This is a genomic window from Streptomyces sp. NPDC048566, from assembly GCF_043199735.1.
GTDB lineage: Bacteria > Actinomycetota > Actinomycetes > Streptomycetales > Streptomycetaceae > Streptomyces.
Genome location: NZ_JBICWL010000007.1, coordinates 175,946 through 195,016 on the forward strand (window position 1 = coordinate 175,946; position 19,071 = coordinate 195,016).

19 protein-coding genes are annotated in these 19,071 nt (G+C 72.5%); 10 read left to right on the forward strand and 9 right to left on the reverse strand.

Going from position 1 to position 19,071, the window contains the following annotated elements:
- Window positions 1–391: 391 nt before the first annotated feature.
- Window positions 392–2,176: a glyoxylate carboligase gene (gene gcl / locus ACGFS9_RS14635; protein WP_393253286.1), complete on the forward strand. Its 1,785-nt coding sequence runs from the start codon at window positions 392–394 to the stop codon at window positions 2,174–2,176.
- 116 nt (window positions 2,177–2,292) lie between these two features.
- The gene (locus tag ACGFS9_RS14640) at window positions 2,293–3,204 is read left to right on the forward strand and encodes an alpha/beta fold hydrolase (protein ID WP_393253287.1); all 912 of its coding nucleotides are present in this window, start codon (window positions 2,293–2,295) and stop codon (window positions 3,202–3,204) included.
- A 413-nt stretch (window positions 3,205–3,617) separates the two neighbouring features.
- Here ACGFS9_RS14640 and ACGFS9_RS14645 read toward each other — a convergent pair whose 3' ends face one another.
- The 4 genes from ACGFS9_RS14645 to ACGFS9_RS14660 all read right to left on the reverse strand — a co-directional run bounded on the left by ACGFS9_RS14645 (window position 3,618) and on the right by ACGFS9_RS14660 (window position 7,812).
- The gene (locus ACGFS9_RS14645) at window positions 3,618–3,863 is read right to left on the reverse strand and encodes a hypothetical protein (RefSeq protein ID WP_393253288.1); all 246 of its coding nucleotides are present in this window, start codon (window positions 3,861–3,863) and stop codon (window positions 3,618–3,620) included.
- 463 nt (window positions 3,864–4,326) lie between these two features.
- Window positions 4,327–5,784 carry a catalase gene (locus ACGFS9_RS14650; protein ID WP_393253290.1) on the reverse strand — a complete coding sequence of 486 codons (1,458 nt, stop codon included), beginning with the start codon at window positions 5,782–5,784 and terminating at the stop codon, window positions 4,327–4,329.
- Between the two features lie 247 nt (window positions 5,785–6,031).
- Window positions 6,032–6,928 (reverse strand): 2-hydroxy-3-oxopropionate reductase, encoded by an 897-nt coding sequence (locus tag ACGFS9_RS14655; RefSeq protein ID WP_393253291.1) that lies wholly within the window; start codon window positions 6,926–6,928, stop codon window positions 6,032–6,034.
- Window positions 6,929–6,972: 44 nt separating this feature from the next.
- Window positions 6,973–7,812 carry a TIM barrel protein gene (locus ACGFS9_RS14660; protein WP_393253292.1) on the reverse strand — a complete coding sequence of 280 codons (840 nt, stop codon included), beginning with the start codon at window positions 7,810–7,812 and terminating at the stop codon, window positions 6,973–6,975.
- 278 nt (window positions 7,813–8,090) lie between these two features.
- Here ACGFS9_RS14660 and ACGFS9_RS14665 point away from each other — a divergent pair, with 278 nt between their 5' ends.
- The 7 genes from ACGFS9_RS14665 (at window position 8,091) to ACGFS9_RS14695 (ending at window position 13,979) form a co-directional block, all read left to right on the forward strand.
- On the forward strand, window positions 8,091–8,351 hold the full coding sequence (locus ACGFS9_RS14665; RefSeq protein WP_393253294.1) for a hypothetical protein: 261 nt from the start codon (window positions 8,091–8,093) through the stop codon (window positions 8,349–8,351).
- Window positions 8,348–8,716 carry a helix-turn-helix domain-containing protein gene (locus ACGFS9_RS14670; protein ID WP_393253295.1) on the forward strand — a complete coding sequence of 123 codons (369 nt, stop codon included), beginning with the start codon at window positions 8,348–8,350 and terminating at the stop codon, window positions 8,714–8,716. The genes ACGFS9_RS14665 and ACGFS9_RS14670 overlap by 4 nt, the downstream gene beginning before the upstream one ends.
- 185 nt (window positions 8,717–8,901) lie before the next feature.
- Window positions 8,902–9,417 (forward strand): 2-oxo-4-hydroxy-4-carboxy-5-ureidoimidazoline decarboxylase, encoded by a 516-nt coding sequence (uraD, locus tag ACGFS9_RS14675; RefSeq protein ID WP_393253297.1) that lies wholly within the window; start codon window positions 8,902–8,904, stop codon window positions 9,415–9,417.
- Window positions 9,414–9,815 (forward strand): hydroxyisourate hydrolase, encoded by a 402-nt coding sequence (uraH, locus tag ACGFS9_RS14680; protein ID WP_393253299.1) that lies wholly within the window; start codon window positions 9,414–9,416, stop codon window positions 9,813–9,815. Before uraD ends, uraH begins: the two co-directional genes overlap by 4 nt.
- A gap of 5 nt (window positions 9,816–9,820) precedes the next feature.
- A complete protein-coding gene (gene pucL, locus ACGFS9_RS14685; protein WP_393253300.1) occupies window positions 9,821–10,744 on the forward strand; it encodes a factor-independent urate hydroxylase in 924 nt (307 codons plus the stop codon).
- A 186-nt stretch (window positions 10,745–10,930) separates the two neighbouring features.
- Window positions 10,931–12,307 carry an 8-oxoguanine deaminase gene (locus ACGFS9_RS14690; protein ID WP_393253302.1) on the forward strand — a complete coding sequence of 459 codons (1,377 nt, stop codon included), beginning with the start codon at window positions 10,931–10,933 and terminating at the stop codon, window positions 12,305–12,307.
- Between the two features lie 337 nt (window positions 12,308–12,644).
- Complete coding sequence (locus ACGFS9_RS14695) at window positions 12,645–13,979, forward strand: nucleobase:cation symporter-2 family protein (protein ID WP_393253473.1); 1,335 nt, start codon at window positions 12,645–12,647, stop codon at window positions 13,977–13,979.
- An 86-nt stretch (window positions 13,980–14,065) separates the two neighbouring features.
- On the opposite strand, the gene ACGFS9_RS14700 is transcribed toward ACGFS9_RS14695, so the two are convergent.
- The 5 genes from ACGFS9_RS14700 to ACGFS9_RS14720 form a co-directional block, all read right to left on the reverse strand.
- Window positions 14,066–14,881 (reverse strand): chitosanase, encoded by an 816-nt coding sequence (locus ACGFS9_RS14700; RefSeq protein WP_393253304.1) that lies wholly within the window; start codon window positions 14,879–14,881, stop codon window positions 14,066–14,068.
- A 231-nt stretch (window positions 14,882–15,112) separates the two neighbouring features.
- Complete coding sequence (locus ACGFS9_RS14705; RefSeq protein WP_393253305.1) at window positions 15,113–15,535, reverse strand: acyl-CoA thioesterase; 423 nt, start codon at window positions 15,533–15,535, stop codon at window positions 15,113–15,115.
- 138 nt (window positions 15,536–15,673) lie between these two features.
- Window positions 15,674–16,321: a hypothetical protein gene (locus ACGFS9_RS14710; RefSeq protein ID WP_393253306.1), complete on the reverse strand. Its 648-nt coding sequence runs from the start codon at window positions 16,319–16,321 to the stop codon at window positions 15,674–15,676.
- Window positions 16,322–16,370: 49 nt separating this feature from the next.
- Window positions 16,371–17,021 (reverse strand): histidine phosphatase family protein, encoded by a 651-nt coding sequence (locus ACGFS9_RS14715; RefSeq protein ID WP_393253308.1) that lies wholly within the window; start codon window positions 17,019–17,021, stop codon window positions 16,371–16,373.
- Between the two features lie 91 nt (window positions 17,022–17,112).
- Window positions 17,113–18,348 carry a pyridoxal phosphate-dependent aminotransferase gene (locus ACGFS9_RS14720; protein WP_393253310.1) on the reverse strand — a complete coding sequence of 412 codons (1,236 nt, stop codon included), beginning with the start codon at window positions 18,346–18,348 and terminating at the stop codon, window positions 17,113–17,115.
- An 84-nt stretch (window positions 18,349–18,432) separates the two neighbouring features.
- Here ACGFS9_RS14720 and ACGFS9_RS14725 point away from each other — a divergent pair, with 84 nt between their 5' ends.
- Window positions 18,433–19,071: a winged helix-turn-helix transcriptional regulator gene (locus ACGFS9_RS14725; protein ID WP_393253311.1), complete on the forward strand. Its 639-nt coding sequence runs from the start codon at window positions 18,433–18,435 to the stop codon at window positions 19,069–19,071.

Sequence of the window (19,071 nt, forward strand, 5' to 3'; positions counted from 1 at the left end):
GGCGCGCACCGTCACGACGGACGGCTCCGCCCGGGCGTCCAGCGACGGCGCCACCGGCGCCCCGCACACGCACGGATAGGACTGCGCCGCGTAGCGGTGCTCGCGGCGGCAGGCCGGGCAGCACACCGGCACGCTCTCGGACATGGCCCACTCCAGGACGTCACGTCGGGTCAGCGCGTCCATCGTCCTCCTGCCGGGGTGCCTTCGGCAGCGAAACGGCCCGACGGCCCCGAACCCGGGCCCGATCCGGCGGCCGACCCTTGACGCTCTCCCCGCCGCCGCCTACATTGCTTCCAGATAGTAGAAGTTAGTTTCCGCAATACGGAATCTAAAGCTCTCCGCGGGGCGCGACGGGAGCGGGAGAATCCGACATCCGAAGCAGGAGAACCCCATGGCTCGTATGACCGCTGCCCGCGCGGCAGTCGAGATCCTCAAGCGCGAGGGCGTCGGCAACGCGTTCGGCGTCCCGGGTGCGGCGATCAACCCCTTCTACGCGGCGCTCAAGGCGTCCGGCGGCATCAACCACACCCTCGCCCGCCACGTCGAGGGCGCCTCCCACATGGCCGAGGGCTACACCCGCACGCACCCCGGCAACATCGGCGTCTGCATCGGCACCTCGGGCCCGGCGGGCACCGACATGATCACCGGCCTGTACTCCGCGACCGGCGACTCGATCCCGATCCTGTGCATCACCGGGCAGGCTCCGACCGCGGTCATCCACAAAGAGGACTTCCAGGCCGTCGACATCGCCTCGATCGCGGCCCCGGTCACCAAGATGGCGGTCACCGTCCTGGAGGCCGCGCAGGTCCCCGGCGTGTTCCAGCAGGCGTTCCACCTGATGCGCTCCGGCCGGCCCGGGCCGGTCCTGATCGACCTGCCCATCGACGTGCAGCTCACCGAGATCGAGTTCGACCCCGAGACGTACGAGCCGCTCCAGGCCTACAAGCCGGCCGCGACCCGCGCGCAGATCGAGAAGGCGATCGGGCTGCTGAACGCCTCCGAGCGCCCCCTGATCGTGGCCGGCGGCGGTGTCGTCAACGCCGATGCCTGCGAACTCCTGGTCGAGTTCGCGGAGTTGACCGGAACCCCGGTCGTCCCCACCCTCATGGGCTGGGGCGTCCTGCCCGACGACCACGAGCTGAACGCCGGCATGGTGGGTCTGCAGACCTCGCACCGCTACGGCAACGCGACCTTCCTGGAGTCCGACTTCGTCCTCGGCATCGGCAACCGGTGGGCCAACCGCCACACCGGCAACCTGGACGTCTACACGGCCGGCCGTACCTTCGTGCACGTCGACATCGAGCCCACCCAGATCGGCAGGATCTTCGCCCCCGAGTACGGCATCGCCTCCGACGCGAAGGCCGCGCTGGAACTCTTCGTCGAGGTGGCGCGCGAGCTGAAGGCGGCCGGCCGGCTGCCCGACCGGTCCGCCTGGGCCGCCTCCGCACAGGAGAAGCGCGCCACCCTCCAGCGCCGTACGCACTTCGACGACATCCCCATCAAGCCGCAGCGGGTCTACGAGGAGATGAACAAGGCGTTCGGCCCGGAGACCCGGTACGTCTCCACCATCGGCCTCTCGCAGATCGCCGGCGCCCAGATGCTGCACGTCTACCGGCCGCGCCACTGGATCAACTGCGGTCAGGCGGGCCCGCTCGGCTGGACCGTCCCGGCCGCCCTCGGCGTCGCCAAGGCCGACCCGGACGCCCAGGTCGTCGCCCTGTCCGGCGACTACGACTTCCAGTTCATGATCGAGGAACTGGCCGTCGGCGCCCAGCACCGCATTCCCTACGTCCACGTCCTCGTCAACAACGCCTACCTGGGCCTGATCCGGCAGGCGCAGATCGGGCTGGACATCAACTTCCAGGTCAACCTGGAGTTCGAGAACATCAACTCGCCCGAGCTGGGCGTCTACGGCGTCGACCACGTCAAGGTGGTCGAGGGGCTCGGCTGCAAGGCCATCCGCGTCACCGACCCGAGCGAACTCGGCGCGGCCTTCGAGCAGGCCAGGAAGCTCGCCGCGGAGTTCCGGGTCCCCGTCGTCGTCGAGGCGATCCTGGAGCGTGTCACCAACATCGCCATGAGCAAGACCAACGACATCGGCGCCGTCGTGGAGTTCGAGGAGGTCGCCACCGAGCCGGGGCACACGCCCACCGCGATCCGGACCCTCAAGGTCTGACCCGGCACCCGCCGCGCGTGAGGGCGGCCCGTCCCCGCGGGGACGGGCCGCCCTCACGCGTACCGCCGCATCCGCGCGTTGTTCCCAGGAGCGCACCCGTCCGGCATGCTCGCCCCATGCGGATGACCGTCCCCACCCCCCTCGGCGACATCGCCGTGCGCTGCCTCGCGGAGCCCGTCGGCCCCACCCGGACGCGGCGGGTCCCCTCCCGGGAGCAGGCGCCCGCGCTGCTCCTGCTGCACGCCAATCCGGGAGACGGGCGGGACTTCGACGCCGTGCTGCCCGCACTGGCCGACCGGCACCGCACCTACGTGGTCGACTGGCCCGGCTACGGCGGCTCCACCGCGCGCGACCCGGAACGGGTCACCCCCGAAGGGCTGGTGGAGGTGGCGCGGCGGGTGGTCCGCGTGCTGGCCGAGCGGCACGGCGTGCGCCGGATCGCCGTCCTCGGCAACAGCGTCGGCGGGTACGTCGCCTGCCGCCTCGCCCAGCGCCCGTGCGCCGCCACCGTCTCCGCCCTGGTCCTGGTCGCCCCGGCCGGCTTCACCCGGCACTCCGCCGCCACCCGCTGGTTCTGCCGCGAGGTGATGGGCCGCCCGGCCCGGGCCCGCCGGCTGGCCGCTCCGCTGGCACGGGCCTGCCTCGGCCGGCTGGGCACCCCCAGCTCACGCCAGACGTACGCCCGGGCGTGCCGGCTCCCGCACGAGGAGCGGCGGCTGGCCGTGCACTGCGCCCTCTGGCGCGCCCTCGCCGACCCCGGCGCCGAACTCACCGGCCTCGCCGCGCTCGACCTGCCGGTCCTGCTGCTGTGGGGGAGACGCGACCCGGTCGTCCCCGCCCTCCTCGACGGACGCCGTGCCCTGCGGCGGCTCCCGGCGACGACGTCGAGCGTGCTGCTGCCCACGGGGCACGAGCCGTACAACGAACGTCCGGGACTCTTCCTGCGGCACGTCCTGCCGTTCCTCGACGACCCGGGGGCCGCCGGTCCGTCCCGGGTCAGGAGCCCGAGCCGCCGGCGGGGCCGCTGAGGTCCCGACCGTGAGCGGGGGGCCGGTTCCCTCCGGCGGCCCCGTGCGGCTCCCGGCTCGCCGGCGCCGAGCGGAGTCCCTGCCGGGACACCGCGCCCTCCGCGCGGCCGGAGCACACGACGGCGCGGCGGCCCCGTGTCCGTGGCCGCCGCGCCGCCCGATGGTGCTTCCCCGTTCCCCCGTGTACCCCCGTGAGGGACCCGCCGCCCCCGTGCCGGCGGGCCCCTTGTGCTGAGAATGTGCCTCATCCGCGGGGAGTTGAAGCCCCCGCGGCGGTGTTCAGAGCTTGATTTGAGGGTTCCGTAGGAGGCGTACGACCGCTGGTGTACCCCCGGGGCCCGAACGCGGTCCGTTCGCGTGCCCGGGTCTTCCCCGGCTCCGGGAACTCCGGTACCGCGTGCCGTCCGGCCCTCTCACTCCCCGGGGACCGCGTCCTCGGGGTACTCGGAGAGTCCGGGCCAGTCGTCGGGGCCGCCGCCCAGCCACTCGATGATGTCGGTCTTCTCGACCTCGATCGCGTCCAGGTCGACGTCCGCCCGGCGCAGGATCTCCACCACGTCGTCCAGGTGGTACGCGATGCCGAGCAGCCGGTCGCCCTCGGTGACCCGCCGCGATCCGTCCAGGCCGGGCGGGTGCACCACGGTCGGGGGAATGTCCATGCCGTCAGCCTCCATGGTCCCAGGCTGCTGCGCGCGGCCCGGTTCCGCACCCGGAGCCGGAGGGAACCGGCCCGGCCCGGGGAGCGCACGCGCGGACGGGCGCCGGCACGGGAGATCCGTACCGGCGCCCGTCGTCGGCGGTGCGCGTGGTTGCCGTCCGACGGCGCGAGGCTGGGCGCGACAGGACGTTCGCGCCGCCGGACGGGGCATTGGGCCCGTGAGGGCGGGATGGCGGACGGGTGTGGCTGGGACCGCGGCGGATGCGACGGAACCGTGAGACCTCTCCCCTCAGGTCGAGAAGGGGCTCCCGGGACCTTGACCACCGCACTGGCTCGTATGCCGCCGCGGTCCTCGCCTTGCCCGCGGCGGGTCCTGCGGCCACCCCTCATCCGGGCCGCATGGTCTCCGCGGGCTACGCGTACCGCCCCGACCTCCCGTCGGAGGCGGTACGCGAGTCGTGTCCTCAGTCCTCGCGCAGGGCGCGGACCGCTTCCTCCACGCGCCGGCCGTACTCCGGGTCGGCGGCGTGGAAGTGGGCGAGGTTCTTGTCGATGACGTCGTCGCGGGAGACCTGTGCGAGGCCGCCGGCGATGTTCGCCACCAGGCGCGAGCGCTCGTCGGCCGACATCAGCCGATAGAGCTCGCCCGCCTGGAAGAAGTGGTCGTCCTTGGTGTGCAGCGGGGCCTCGTGGGTGCCCGTGTGCCCGTGCACGGCGAGCGGCGCCGAGAGCGGGCGGCCGGTCTCGGCGGGACCGTCGTAGGAGTTGGGCTCGTAGTTCTTCGCGCCGCGGCCCTGCGCGTTGGACGCCATGAGACCGTCGCGGCCGTAGTTGTGGGCGGTGGTGGCCCTGGGCGCGTTCACGGCGAGCTGGGTGTGGTTGACGCCCAGGCGGTAGCGGTGCGCGTCCGCGTAGGCGAACAGGCGGCCCTGGAGCATCTTGTCGGGCGACGGGCCGATGCCCGGAACGAAGTTGTTCGGGGAGAACGCCGCCTGTTCGACCTCGGCGAAGACGTTGTCGGGGTTGCGGTCCAGGACCAGCCGGCCGACGCGCCGGAGCGGGTAGTCCTTGTGCGGCCACACCTTGGTGACGTCGAACGGGTTGAAGCGGTACTCGGCGGCCTCGGCGGCCGGCATGAGCTGCACGTGCAGCGTCCACGAGGGGTTCACGCCGCGCTCGATGGCCTGGAGCAGGTCCGTCTGGTGCGAGTCGGCGTCCTTGCCCGCGAGGTCCTGGGCCTGCTCGGTGGAGAGGCTGCGGACCCCCTGGTTGGTCTTGAAGTGGTACTTGACGAAGAAGGCCTCGCCCTCGGCGTTCGTCCACTGGTAGGTGTGCGAGCCGTAGCCGTTCATGTGGCGGTACGAGGCGGGGATGCCGCGGTCGCCCATCAGCCAGGTCACCTGGTGCGTGGCCTCGGGGGCGTGCGCCCAGAAGTCCCAGACGTTGTCCGGCTCCTGCCTGCCCGTGAACGGGTCGCGCTTCTGGGAGTGGATGAAGTCGGGGAACTTGACGGGGTCCTTGACGAAGAAGACCGGGGTGTTGTTGCCGACGAGGTCGTAGTTGCCCTCCTCGGTGTAGAACTTCACCGCGAAGCCGCGGGGGTCGCGGACCGCGTCGGCGCCGCCCAGGCTGTCGGCGACGGTCGAGAAGCGCAGGAAGACCTCGGTGCGCTTGCCCACCGTGTCCAGGAAGTCGGCGTGCGTGAAGCCGGTGACGTCGTCGGTGACCTCGAAGTAGCCGTACGCGCCGGAGCCGCGGGCGTGCACCACGCGCTCCGGGATGCGCTCGCGGTTGAACCGGGCGAGCTTCTCCAGAAGGTGCTGGTCCTGGAGGAGGAGCGGGCCACCGACGCCGGCGGTGGCGGAGTTCTGGTTGTCGGCGACTGGGGCGCCGGACTCGGTCGTGAGCACGCGCTTCGACATCGTGGACCTTCCGTACGTGTGGGCAGCGGGGTCAGCGGAAACCTTCTTCCGCTATGTGGACCACTTCCGCTTCGTGGAGCCTAGGTTCGGGGCGAACGAGACGTCAACAGTTTGTTGAAGTGGATCCGGGCCGCGGTGGCGCCTGGGCGCGACAGGACAGGTGTCGGCGCCACCGCGGCCCGGAGGTTCGGGGAGCCCGCTCGGGTGTTCGGCCGGCTCTCGCCGCGAAGTGCCGGAGCGGGGTGGGTCAGATCCGGGCGCCGGAGAGGCGCTCGACGGCACGCAGCAGCGCGGAGTGGTCCAGGCCCCCGTCGCCCTGCGCGCGCAGGCCGGCGACGAGCTGCGCGACCACGGCGCCCACGGGCAGGGCGGCACCGACGGTGCGGGCGGCGTCCGTGACGATGCCCATGTCCTTGTGGTGCAGGTCGATGCGGAAGCCCGGCTTGAAGTCGCGGCTGAGGAAGTTGTCCTTCTTGCGCGCCAGCACGGTGGAGCCGGCGAGACCGCCGCCGAGCACGTCGAGCGCGGCCTTGAGGTCCACGCCGGACTTCTCCAGGAAGACCACGGCCTCGGCGCACGCCTGGATGTTCACGGCCACGATGAGCTGGTTGGCGGCCTTCACCGTCTGGCCCGAGCCGTGCGGACCGCACAGCACGATGGTCTTGCCGAGCGCCTCGAAGAGCGGCTCGGCCGCGTCGAAGTCGGCCTGCTCGCCGCCCACCATGATGGACAGGACGGCCTCGATCGCGCCGGCCTCGCCGCCGGACACCGGGGCGTCCAGGACGCGGATGCCCTTGTCCTTCGCCGCCTTCGCGAGGTCCACCGAGGTCTGCGGGGTGATGGAGGACATGTCGATCAGCAGCGCGCCGGACCGGGCGTTCTCCAGGATGCCGTCCGGCCCGTAGGCGATGGCCTCGACCTGCGGGGAGGCCGGCACCATCGTGACGACCACGTCGGCGTCCCGGACGGCCTCGGCGATCGACCCCGCGGCGGTGCCGCCGGCGGCGGACAGGCGCTCCAGCTTGTCCGCCTCCAGGGTGAAGCCGGTGACGTCGTAGCCGGCCTTGATCAGGTTCTCCGACATGGGCGAGCCCATGATGCCGAGACCGATCCAAGCGACCTTGGGCAGATTGGTGTTGCTCATGAGGGTGCCTCTCTGAAATCTCTGCTGCGTCTTCGGGGTGCCGCTCAGCGGGCGGGGCGGGCGGCGGCGGGCAGCCAGTCGAAGGACTCCGCGCTCGGCCGGTCGCCCGGCTTGTACTCCAGCCCGACGAAGCCCTCGTAACCGGCCTTGGCCAGCTGGTCGAGGAGCTCCTCCAGCGGGAGGGTGCCGGTGCCCGGGGCGCCGCGGCCGGGGTTGTCGGCGATCTGCACGTGACCGGTCCGGTCGGCGTAGGCGGCGATCACCTGCGGCAGGTCCTCGCCGTTCATGGACAGGTGGTAGAGGTCCATGAGGAACCTGGCGTTGCCGAGGCCCGTCGCCGCGTTGACCTTGTCGACGATCGCGACACCGGCCGGGGCGCTCACCAGCGGGTAGCGCGGCGACTCCGGCTCGTTGAGCGTCTCGATCAGCAGGACCGCGCCGATCCGGTCGGCGGCCCGGGCCGCGAGGACCAGGTTCTCCAGCGCGAGCGCGTCCTGCTCGGCCGGGTCCACGCCCTCGACGCGGTTGCCGTACAGCGCGTTGAGCGCCGTGCAGCCGAGCGACCGGGCGAAGCCGGCGGCCACGTCGATGTTGGCGCGGAACCGCTGCGACTCCTCGCCGGGGACCGACAGGGCGCCCCGGTCCGGGCCGGGCAGCTGCCCGGCGTAGAAGTTCAGCCCCGTGAGCCGGACGCCCGCGTCCTCGATCGCCGTCCGGAGGGCGTCGAGTTCGGACTGCTCGGGGGTGGGGGAGTCGACCCAGGGCCACCACAGCTCGACCGCGGTGAAGCCCGCCGCGGCGGCGGCCGCGGGGCGCTCCAGGAGCGGGAGTTCCGTGAAGAGGATCGACAGGTTGACGTTGAAGCGCTGGTCTGCGAATCCCATGGGGGTCGGCGCTCCCTTCCGTACTGGCGGCCGTGCTGTCGGCCGGGCCGGCTGTCCGTATCGGTTCCGTGTTCCGGATTCCGTATAGCGGAACTTCGTTTCTGCTTAATGGAAGATTGCCGTCGAGTGTTCGGGCTTGTCAAGGGGGTGCCCGCGAAAGCGCTCGCGCTCCGCGGCCCGTCCGCCGTGCCCGGCGGGGTGTCCGCGAGGGGGTGCGAGGGCCGTTCCGCTCCGGAGGGGGCTGCCCGCGGCGCGGCGCCGCGCAGTAGGTTGAGCCCGTGCGATTGAGAGTGGAGTTCACGACCGAGCCCTTCGATCTCGAGGAAGCGCCCCGCCACGCGCTGGTCGCCCGCGAGGTCATCGAGGCCGCCGAACTGGAGGCCGTGGACGTCGGCCCGTTCGGCAACACCGCGGAGGGCGGCGCGGACTCCGTGCTGACCGCGGTCGACGCGCTGCTGCGCAGAGCCCTGGAGGCCGGTGCCACCCGGGTCTCGCTCCAGGTCAACGTCGTGGGTGCCGTCGGGGAGGGCGATAAGTGACCGGAATCGGGGACGACCCCTTCGTCACGGCGGTCAAGCCGCTGGTCGACGCGATGGGGGGCGAGATGCTGCCGCCCGGGCAGGCCGGCGCCGACGACGTCGTGCTGTCCTGGGAGGGGGTCGACGTCGTCGCGGTGCGCCTGCCGCAGCTCGCCGACTCGCTCGACCACATCCTGGCCGCCCTGGAGCGCAAGCAGGGCAAGCCGCTCGCGGACCTCGACCGGCGCGCCAAGCAGGAGGTGGTGCGCATCCTGGAGGCGCGCGGGGCCTTCGCGGTGCGGCACGGCGTCGAGACCGTCGCCGGCGCCCTCGGCGTCAGCCGCTTCACCGTCTACAACTACCTGAACCGCGAGAAGGGCTCCTGAGGGGCTCCTGACCTGCGAGATCATCGCGTGAGGCGGCGGGGTGCGCCCCACCGCCGGCCACCGCCGCCCGGAACGTCCGGGCGGCGGTTTTTGTTACCCGAAGTTTTCAACAAAGTGTTGACGTGGTGTTTCCGAGGGCGTTAGCTATCCGCAGCCCGTCCAGCACCAGGCCACGGAGGCTTCCCGTGACTTCGAGTACGACACCAGGCGGCCTCGCCCGGTTCAACGCACTGGAGGAGCACGCGGCCCGCGCCGCTCTCCACGAGGCGTGCGCCTCCCGAGCGTGGGGCGAGCGGCTGCTCGCCGACCGCCCCTACGCCACCGCCGACGCCCTGTACGCCGCGAGCGACGCCGCCATGGCCGACCTGACCGCGGCTGACCTGGCCGAGGCGATGGCCGGGCATCCGCCCATCGGGCGGCCGAAGCCCGGTGACCCGACGTCCTCCCGGGAGCAGCGCGGGATGGCCGGCGCCTCCGAGGAGCTCAAGGAGGAGATGCTCGAACTGAACCTGGCCTACCAGGAGAGGTTCGGCCACGTCTTCCTCATCTGCGCCACCGGCCGGACCGGCGAGCAGATGCGCGACGCGGTCAGGGAGCGGCTCGGCAACCCGGCCGGGCGGGAGCGCGAGATCGTCCGCGGCGAACTGGGGAAGATCAACCGCATCCGGCTCGGCAATCTCGTACAGGAAGAAGAGGCATGAGCACCGACACCACCGCCTCCGTGTCCACCCACATCCTGGACACCAGCGTCGGCCGCCCCGCCGAGGGCGTCGCCGTCCGGCTCGCCGCCCGTGCCGGGCGCGCGGGCGACTGGCGGGCGCTCGGCGGCTCCGCGACCGACGCGGACGGCCGGTGCAAGGACCTTCCGGACCTGCCGGAGGGCACGACCCACGTACGGCTCGACTTCGCGGTCGAGGCGTACTTCGAGCCGACATCAGCGACACAGCAAGCCGATGCGCAGCAGGACGCCCCCGCGAATCGGGACAGCGAGACGTTCTTCCCCGAGGTGACCATCACCTTCGCCGTCAGGCCGGGCGAGCACTACCACGTACCGCTGCTGCTCAACCCGTTCGGCTACTCCGTTTACCGAGGGAGCTAGCAGACATGCCCACGATTCTGGGACAGAACCAGTACGGCAAGGCCGAGAACCGCGTCGTCAAGATCACCCGCGACGGCGCCACGCACCACATCAAGGACCTGAACGTCTCCGTCGCGCTGAGCGGCGACATGCAGGACGTCCACCTCTCCGGCTCCAACGCCAACGTCCTGCCGACGGACACCACCAAGAACACGGTGTTCGCCTTCGCCAAGGAGCACGGCATCGAGTCCGCCGAGCAGTTCGGCATCCACCTGGCCCGGCACTTCGTGACCAGCCAGGAGCCGATCAAGCGGGCGCGCATCCGCATCGAGGAGTACGCCTGGGAGCGGATCGAGAGCTCCGACGCCAACTCCCGGTTCATCGGCGCCGACGAGGTCAAGCACTCCTTCGTCCGCAAGGGCCAGGAGACCCGGGTCAGCCAGATCACCTTCGACGGCGAGAACTGGGAGGTCGTCTCGGGCCTCAAGGACCTCGTCGTGATGAACTCGACCAACTCCGAGTTCTGGGGCTACGTCAAGGACAAGTACACGACGCTCCAGGAGGCCTACGACCGCATCCTGGCCACCGAGGTCTCCGCCCGCTGGCGCTTCAACTGGACCGGCGACGAGCAGAAGGCGCCCAACTGGGAGAAGTCCTACGACCAGGTCCGCAAGCACATGCTCCAGGCCTTCGCGGAGACCTACTCCCTCTCGCTCCAGCAGACGCTCTACCAGATGGGCGCGCGGATCATCAACAACCGCAGCGAGATCGACGAGGTGCGCTTCTCGCTGCCGAACAAGCACCACTTCCTCGTGGACCTGGAGCCCTTCGGCCTGGAGAACGACAACGAGGTCTACTTCGCGGCCGACCGCCCGTACGGGCTGATCGAGGGCACCGTCCTGCGGGACGGCTGCGAGCCGCGCATCCCGGTGGACCTCACCGGCGTGTAGTACTGCACGGGCGGCCCGCGACGGACGGGCCGCCCCCGCGGTACTGCCGCCCTGCCCCGACGCGTGCGCCGGCGTCACGTCCCAGGGGAGAGCGGGGGCATCTGCGCAACCACAGCACCACGGACCCGGTCGTCACCCCGCTCGGCCCCCGGATCCGTCCACCAATGGGAAGATTGAGGAACCGTCGTGGCAGTCCAGCGCATCGTCATCGAGAACTGCGCCATCGCGACCGTGGACGCGGACGACACCGAGTACGCCTCGGGTCACGTCGTCGTGGCCGACAACAGGATCGAGTCGGTGGGCGCCGGGAAGGCCCCCGCGAACCTGGAGAACGTGGTCCGCCGCATCGACGGCACCGGACACCTGGCCACCCCCGGCCTGGTCAACACCCACCACCACTTCTACCAGTGGATCACCCGCGGCCTGGCCACGGACCACAACCTCTTCGACTGGCTCGTCGCGCTGTACCCGACCTGGGCGCGCATCGACGAGCCGATGGCCTACGCGGCGGCCCAGGGCTCGCTGGCCATGATGGCCCGCGGCGGGGTCACCACCGCCATGGACCACCACTACGTCTTCCCCCAGGGCTCCGGCGACCTGTCCGGCGCCATCATCCGGGCCGCCCGCGAGACCGGCGTGCGCTTCACCCTCGCCCGCGGCTCGATGGACCGCAGCGAGAAGGACGGCGGACTGCCGCCGGACTTCGCCGTCGAGACCCTCGACGGGGCGCTCGCCGCCACCGAGCAGACCGTGGACGAGCACCACGACCCCTCCTTCGACGCCATGACCCAGGTGGCCGTCGCCCCCTGCTCGCCCTTCTCCGTCTCCACCGAACTCATGAAGCAAGGCGCCGAGCTGGCCCGCCGCAAGGGCGTACGGCTGCACACGCACGGCTCGGAGACCGTCGAGGAGGAGCAGTTCTGCAAGGAGCTGTTCGGCATGGGTCCGACCGACTACTTCGAGTCGACCGGCTGGCTCGGCGAGGACGTGTGGATGGCGCACTGCGTCCACATGAACGACTCCGACATCGCCGCCTTCGCCCGGACCGGGACGGGCGTCGCCCACTGCCCGTCCTCCAACGCCCGCCTCGCCGCCGGCATCGCCCGGGTCCCCGACATGCTCGCGGCCGGCGTCCCGGTCGGCCTCGGCGTCGACGGCACCGCGTCCAACGAGTCCGGCGAACTCCACACGGAACTGCGCAACGCGCTCCTGATCAACCGTCTCGGCGCCCACCGCGAGGCCGCCCTGAACGCCCGCCAGGCGCTGCGCCTCGGCACCTTCGGCGGTGCCCGGGTCCTCGGCCGCGCGAGCCAGATCGGTTCCCTGGAGGCGGGCAAGCTCGCCGACCTCGTGCTGTGGAACCTCGACACGCTGGCGCACGCCTCGATCGCCGACCCGGTGACGGCGCTCGTCTTCGGAGCGGCGGCGCCCGTCACCCTCTCCCTCGTCAACGGTAGGCCGGTCGTCGAGGACGGCCGGCTCCTCACCGTCGACGAGGACGCCATCGCCCGCTCCACGCGGGCGGAGGCGCAGCGCCTCGCGCGGATCGCCGCGGGGGCCTGACCAACCGAAGATCTCCGGCCGAGGGGGACGGCCCTCGGCCGGTGGCCGTGGACCCGAGCGGGGTCCATGGCGGCCGTGTCCGGGGCGCGCATGGACGTGCGCGCCCCGGAACGGTCCCCGCCTCGTGGACACCGCGTCCGCGCGACGGTCGTCGTCCCGGTCCCGCACGACCGCGCATCACCTCCCTGACACCCACGTCGACGGCGACGTGTACCCGACCGGAGGAGCCGCCGTGGCCGCCCAGCCCGAGCCCAGCACCGATGCACGACCCACCGGAGCAACTGGAGCACCAGGCCAGTCGAAGCACCCGGTTGACGAGAAACTGCCCGCCCTCAAGATGGCGACGAGCGGGCTGCAGCACGTGGCCGCCATGTACGCCGGCGTCGTCGCCCCGCCCCTGATCGTGGGCGCGGCCGTCGGCCTCTCCGCCACCGACCTCACCTTCCTCACCGGCGCCTGCCTGTTCACCGCGGGCCTGGCCACCTTCCTCCAGACGCTCGGCTTCTGGAAGATCGGAGCGCGCCTGCCGTTCGTCAACGGCGTCACGTTCGCCGGCGTCGCCCCGATGACCGCCGTCGTCGCCGCGGCCAAGGACAAGAGCGACGCCCTGCCGATCATCTACGGCGCGGTCGTCGTCGCGGGTGTGCTCGGCTTCCTCGCCGCCCCCTTCTTCAGCAAGGCCGTCCGCTTCTTCCCGCCCGTCGTCACCGGCACCGTCATCACACTGATCGGCGTCTCCCTGCTGCCGGTCGCCTTCGGCTGGGCGCAGGGACCCGATCCCGCCGCGCACGACTACGGTTCGCAGACCTACCTCGGTCTCGCGGCGGTGACCCTCGTCATCGTGCTGCTGCTGCGCCGCTTCACCCGCGGCTTCGTCAAGCAGATCGCGGTGCTGCTCGGCCTCGTGGCGGGCACGCTCGTCGCGATCCCGTTCGGGGTCACGGACTTCGGCCCGGTGGCCGACGCCGACGTCGTCGGCTTCCCCACGCCGTTCCACTTCGGCGCCCCGCAGTTCCACCTCGCCGCGATCCTCTCGCTGTGCGTGGTCATGGTCGTCTCGATGACCGAGTCGACCGCGGACATGCTGGCGCTCGGCGAGATAGTCGAGCGGCCCGCCGACGAGCGGACGATCGCGGCCGGACTGCGCGCCGACACCCTCGGCTCGGCGCTGAGCCCGCTGTTCAACGGGTTCATGTGCAGCGCCTTCGCGCAGAACATCGGCCTGGTCGCGATGACGCGCATCCGCAGCCGGTACGTGGTCGCCACCGGCGGCGGCTTCCTCGTCCTGATGGGCCTGTGCCCGATGGCCGCGTCCCTGATCGCCGTGGTGCCGCGCCCGGTGCTCGGCGGCGCGGGGGTCGTGCTGTTCGGCTCGGTGGCCGCCAGCGGCATCCAGACCCTGGTCAGGGCCGGCCTGGAGAAGGACAACAACGTCCTGATCGTCGCCGTCTCGCTGGCGGTCGGCATCATCCCGATCACCGCGCCCGGCTTCTACCACGCGTTCCCGGAGACCGCGCGGATCGTCCTCGACTCCGGCATCTCCACGGGCTGCGTCGCGGCCGTGGTCCTCAACCTCGTCTTCAACCACCTCGGCCGAGGACGCGAGGACGCGGGCGAGGTCACCCACCCCATGGAGGCGGGGGAGGACCTGACCGCGGTACCGGCGCACTGACCCGCGCGGCCCGGTGGGCACGCGCACGGCGGACACGGGGCGCGGCACGGGTGACCGTGCCGCGCCCCGAGCCGTCCGCCCGCGGGTCAGCCGATGTGGTAGCTGTCGCCGTAGACCTTCCAGTCCAGCGGCGTGTGCAGGTCGAGGTTGCCCTGGCGCAGGAAGACCCGCTGCGCGGTGTCGACCCGGCTGGTGTCCGAGTGGGCCTCCTCCTGCTCCATGGCCCACACCCGCGCGTCCAGGAAGGCGTCCAGGTAGGTCACCTCGTCGCCGCCCTGCGCGGGGGTCCGGGCGGTGTTCAGCGCGCGGCGGCGGATGCTGCCGAAGCCGGTGGCGTCGCCGCCGTCGCCGTGCATCACGATGGCGTCGTAGTAGGCGAACTGGCCGAGCACGCCGATGCCGTCGGCCTTGCCCTGCCGGACGGCGGGGTCGAAGTAGACCCGGTCGCGTTCGTCGTCCTGGGCCTGCCGGAACGCGGGGTCCCCGGCCGCCGTGCGCCAGTCGGCGGGGAAGCGGGGGTCGAGTCCCTCGTGGGAGTCGCTCCCGTCCACCCGGCGCAGGGCGGGCAGGTAGCGGGCGAGCACGTTGCCGGGCACGCGCCGCGTGTACAGCTCGACGAGGTCCAGCATGTCGCCGGTGCCCGAGCAGAAGCCGATGATCCCGGCCGTGTAGCCGCGGCCGTCGCCGATGTCCTCGATGTAGCGGTACTGGGCCTTCCAGTCCAGCGAGGAGTTCTCCGCGCTGGAGACCAGCCGCATGGCTATCTCCTTCTTCGCCGGGTCGTCCAGCCCGGTCGGCGCGGCGGACGCGCTCCGGGCGGCGAGGAGCGGCCCGGCCACGACCGACGCCCCGAACAGGGCGAGCAGGGCGCGGCGCGAGGTACCCGTGTGGGGGGTGTTCACGGTGCCTCCGGTAGGGGAGTGGGGGGTGCTGCATATTGTTAGGAAGGTTTCCTACCAGAGATGCGTCAGGACGTACACCCGTTCGGCACGGTGAGGGGAGGCGCGCCGCCGGAGGGCGACGCGGCATCGTCGCCGGGCCCCGCGCCGGCGGAGCACCGGCCGCGGCGGCCGGATGCGCTGCCCGCGGTCGGCGGGCGGGACCGGAGGGGCCGTAGGGCCCCTCCGGGCGGGTCACAGGCCCAGTGGGCCGGGATCGGTGGCGAGCGCCGTGAACGCGTCCCGCGGGCCGGACACCAGCCGGCGCTCCGCGAGGTCCATCAGGCCGCCGACCGCCGAGATCTCGGCGGCCACCGTGCCGTCCGTCTTCCGGATCGTCTGCTCGATGCGGAAGCTCTTGCCCTCGCCCCACAGGAAGACGCAGGTCACCTCGACCTCGTCGCCGGCCCGCAACTCCCGGCGGTAGCGGATGGTGGTCTCCAGGGCGACCGGGCCGACCCCCCGCGCCGCCAGCACCGCCTGGCTGATCCCGGCCGCCTGGAGCACCGACCAGCGCGCGTGCTCGGCGTACTGGAGGTAGACGGCCTGATTGAGGTGGCCCTGCACATCGGTCTCGTACCCACGCACGGTCACGGGCACGGAAAACGGCTCTGCCACGAGCTTCCCTTCGACGACTCCGGCGCGACGGTTCGGCCGGTGCTGCGAGACTCGCACGACGGCGGGGGCCCGGCGTACCGGAAGGGGCCCGATCCCGTGCATGTCACAGCGGTTCGGGCCCGCGCGGCAGGGGGCGGCTCAGGCCCGCCGGGGCGAGGCGAGCACATAGCGGGCGCCCGTGCGCGGTTCGGCGTGCTCGCTCGTCTGCCAGCCCGCCGCCTCCAGGGTGTCCGCACAGGCCCGCAGGACCGCCGGGTCGGCCTCGTGCACGGCGACCGCCTCCGGCTGGGGCGTCGCCCGCACCCGGTAGCCCTCGCCGCGCGCCACCGCGGGCCGGTGACCCGCCGCCTCCAGGGCGAGCGCGGCGGCCTGCACCAGATGCGCGCGCTCCCAGTCGCACGGGAGGTCGGTGGCGCCGTCCCCCCGGGTCATCCGGCGCAGTTCCAGCAGGCCCGCGAAGGCGCCGCGCGCCTCCCGCAGCCGCGCGGGCCCCGGATCGGCGCCCTCCTCGCCGCCGATCCGCGCGGAGAACACCCCGGGCCGCTCCCCGGGGGGCGGCTCCCCGGGCGGCGGGCCGCCGGGCACCGGGGCCGGGTCCGCGGGCGCCTCCCGGAGCCGGTGCCCGGCGGGGGTCAGGAAGTGCTCGCGCGGGGGACGCGGATGACGGAACGCCAGGCCGCGCCGCACCAGGGCGGCCAGCTGCGCCTCGGTGCCCCGCAGCCGCCCGGTGACGGGGTCGGCGGCGTCGATCAGGCGCCGCTGCGCGGCGGTCGGCGGTCGTGTCACGGCGGGCTCCCTCCACCCGGTGCGGCCGGGGTGCTCCGCCCGCCCCGGGTCACCGCTGCCCGGGCTGGTTCCCGTCGGCGACGAGCGGACCATGGGAACAGTACGCGTCGGGTCGGACGTTCCACCCGGCCACCACGTGCCGCCGGTGCTCGGTGCTGAGCCGGCTCATCGTCCCGGTGCCGAGCTGGAACAGCGCCCCGGACTGGGCGGGCAGTCCGAGCCGTCGCGCGGTCAGCACCCGCAGGAAGTGGCCGTGCGACACGACGACCACGCTGCCCTCCGACTCGGCGAGGGCCGCGTCGATCCGCGCCAGCATCCGCTCGGCACGCGCGCCCACCTGGTCCGGGCTCTCGCCGGGGTGCTCCGGCGGTCCCTGTGCCACGCCGTCGGTGAACAGGAACCAGTCGGGCCGTTCGCGGTGGATCTCCACGGTGGTGATGCCCTCGTACCCGCCGTAGTCCCACTCGGAGAGGTCGGCGTCCACCCGGGCGCCGCCGACCCCGGCCAGCTCGGCCGTCTCGCGGGCCCTGCGCATCGGGCTGACGAACGCCGCCGCGATGTGGTGCCGGGCGATCAGCGGGGCGAGCCGCCGCGCCTGCTCCCGGCCGTTGTCGGTCAGCGGGACATCGGTCGACCCCGTGTGCCGTCCCGACATCGACCACTCGGTCTCGCCGTGCCGTACGAGGAGCAGGTCACCCATCGCCGCACCCTTTCCGTCCTGCCTCGGATACCGTCCCCCGTACGGTGTCACCCGCCGCACGGGGGCGCAGCACCGGGTCCTCCGGTCGGCCCTACCGGCCGCCTCCGCCGGGCCCGGCCTCCTGCCGGTACCCGCTCAGGAACCGGCCGATCCTGCTGATCGCGGCGTCCAGGTCGTCGGCGTGCGGCAGGGTGAGGATGCGGAAGTGGTCCGGGCGCGGCCAGTTGAAGCCGGTGCCCTGGACGACCTGGATCTTCTCGCGCAGCAGCAGGTCGAGGACGAACCGCTCGTCGTCGTGGATCGGATGCACCGCCGGATCGATGCGCGGGAACGCGTACAGCGCGCCCTTGGGCTTGACGCAGGAGATGCCGGGGATCTCGTTCAGCTTCTCCCACGCGCGGTCGCGCTGCTCGCGCAGCCGGCCGCCGGGCCCGGTCAGTTCGTGGATGGACTGCCGGCCGCCCAGCGCGGCCTGGATGGCGTACTGCGCGGGGGCGTTGGCGCACAGCCGCATCGAGGCGAGCATGGTCAGCCCCTCCAGGTAGCTGCGGGCGTGCTGCCGGGGCCCGGTGACCACCAGCCAGCCGGAGCGGAAGCCCGCGACGCGGTAGGTCTTCGACAGGCCGCAGAAGGTGAGGACGACGAGGTCGGGGGCGAGCGCGGCGGCCGAGTGGTGCACCTCGTCGTCGTACAGGATCTGGTCGTAGATCTCGTCCGCGAAGACCATCAGGCCGTGCCGGCGGGCGAGGTCGAGGATGCCCTCGACGATCTCCCGCGGATAGACCGCGCCCGTCGGGTTGTTGGGGTTGATGACGACGACCGCGCGGGTCCGGTCGGTGATCTTCGCCGCCATGTCGTCCAGGTCCGGGTACCAGTCGGCCTGCTCGTCGCACAGGTAGTGCACCGCGGTGCCGCCGGCGAGCGTGGTGACGGCCGTCCACAGCGGGAAGTCCGGTGCGGGGATGAGTACTTCGTCCCCGTCCTCGACCAGCGCCTGGACCGCCATGGAGACCAGCTCGGACACCCCGTTGCCGAGGAAGACGTCGTCCACGCCGACCTCCAGGCCCCGGTCCTGGTAGCGCTGGGCGACCGCGCGGCGGGCGGACAGGATGCCCCGGGAGTCCGTGTAGCCGTGCGCCCGCGGCAGCATCCGGATCATGTCCTGGAGGATCTCCTCGGGTGCCTCGAAGCCGAAGAGCGCCGGGTTGCCGGTGTTCAGGCGCAGCACGCTGTGGCCCGCCGCCTCCAGTGCGTCGGCCTGCTCGATCACCGGGCCGCGGATCTCGTAACAGACCTCGCTGAGCTTGCTCGACTGCCGGAACTCCATGCGCTGCGCCCTCCGGTTGTGGTGTTGCTTGGTTTTACCAAGTGAGAGCTTGGAAAGTCCAACAAGATGGCTAGACTGCCTCCCATGCCACCGCGCCGAAGCTACGACCAGTACTGTTCCGCCGCCCGCGCCCTGGACGCCGTCGGCGACCGGTGGACCCTCCTGATCGTCCGCGAACTGCTCGGCGGGCCGCGCCGGTACACCGACCTGCACGCCGACCTGCCGGGGGTCAGCACCGACGTCCTCGCCTCCCGGCTGAAGGACATGGAACGCGACGGCCTGGCCACCCGCCGCCGCCTCCCGCCGCCGGCCGGCGCCCAGGTCTACGAACTCACCGAGCGGGGAGCGGAGTTGCTGCCGGTCCTCCAGGCGCTCGGCGCGTGGGGCGCGCCCGCGCTCGCGGCCCGGCGGCCCACCGACGCCGTGCGCGCGCACTGGTTCGCGCTGCCGCTGCTGCGCGCGCTGCACGCCCTCGGTGCGGGGCGGGGACTGCTCGAAGTCCGGCTGGACGAGGGCTGCTTCCACGTACGGCTCGGCAGCCCGCAGGCGCCGCCGTACGGGGACGGGCCGGCCCCCGGCGAGCCCGACGCCCGGCTCACGCTGGACACGGCGGCGTGCGAGGAGATCAGCCGGGGCGGGGCGGCGCTGCCCGACCTGCTGCGGCGCGGCCGGGCCGAGGTGACCGGGGACGGGCCGCTGGCCGGGGAGCTGCGCGCCGTGTGA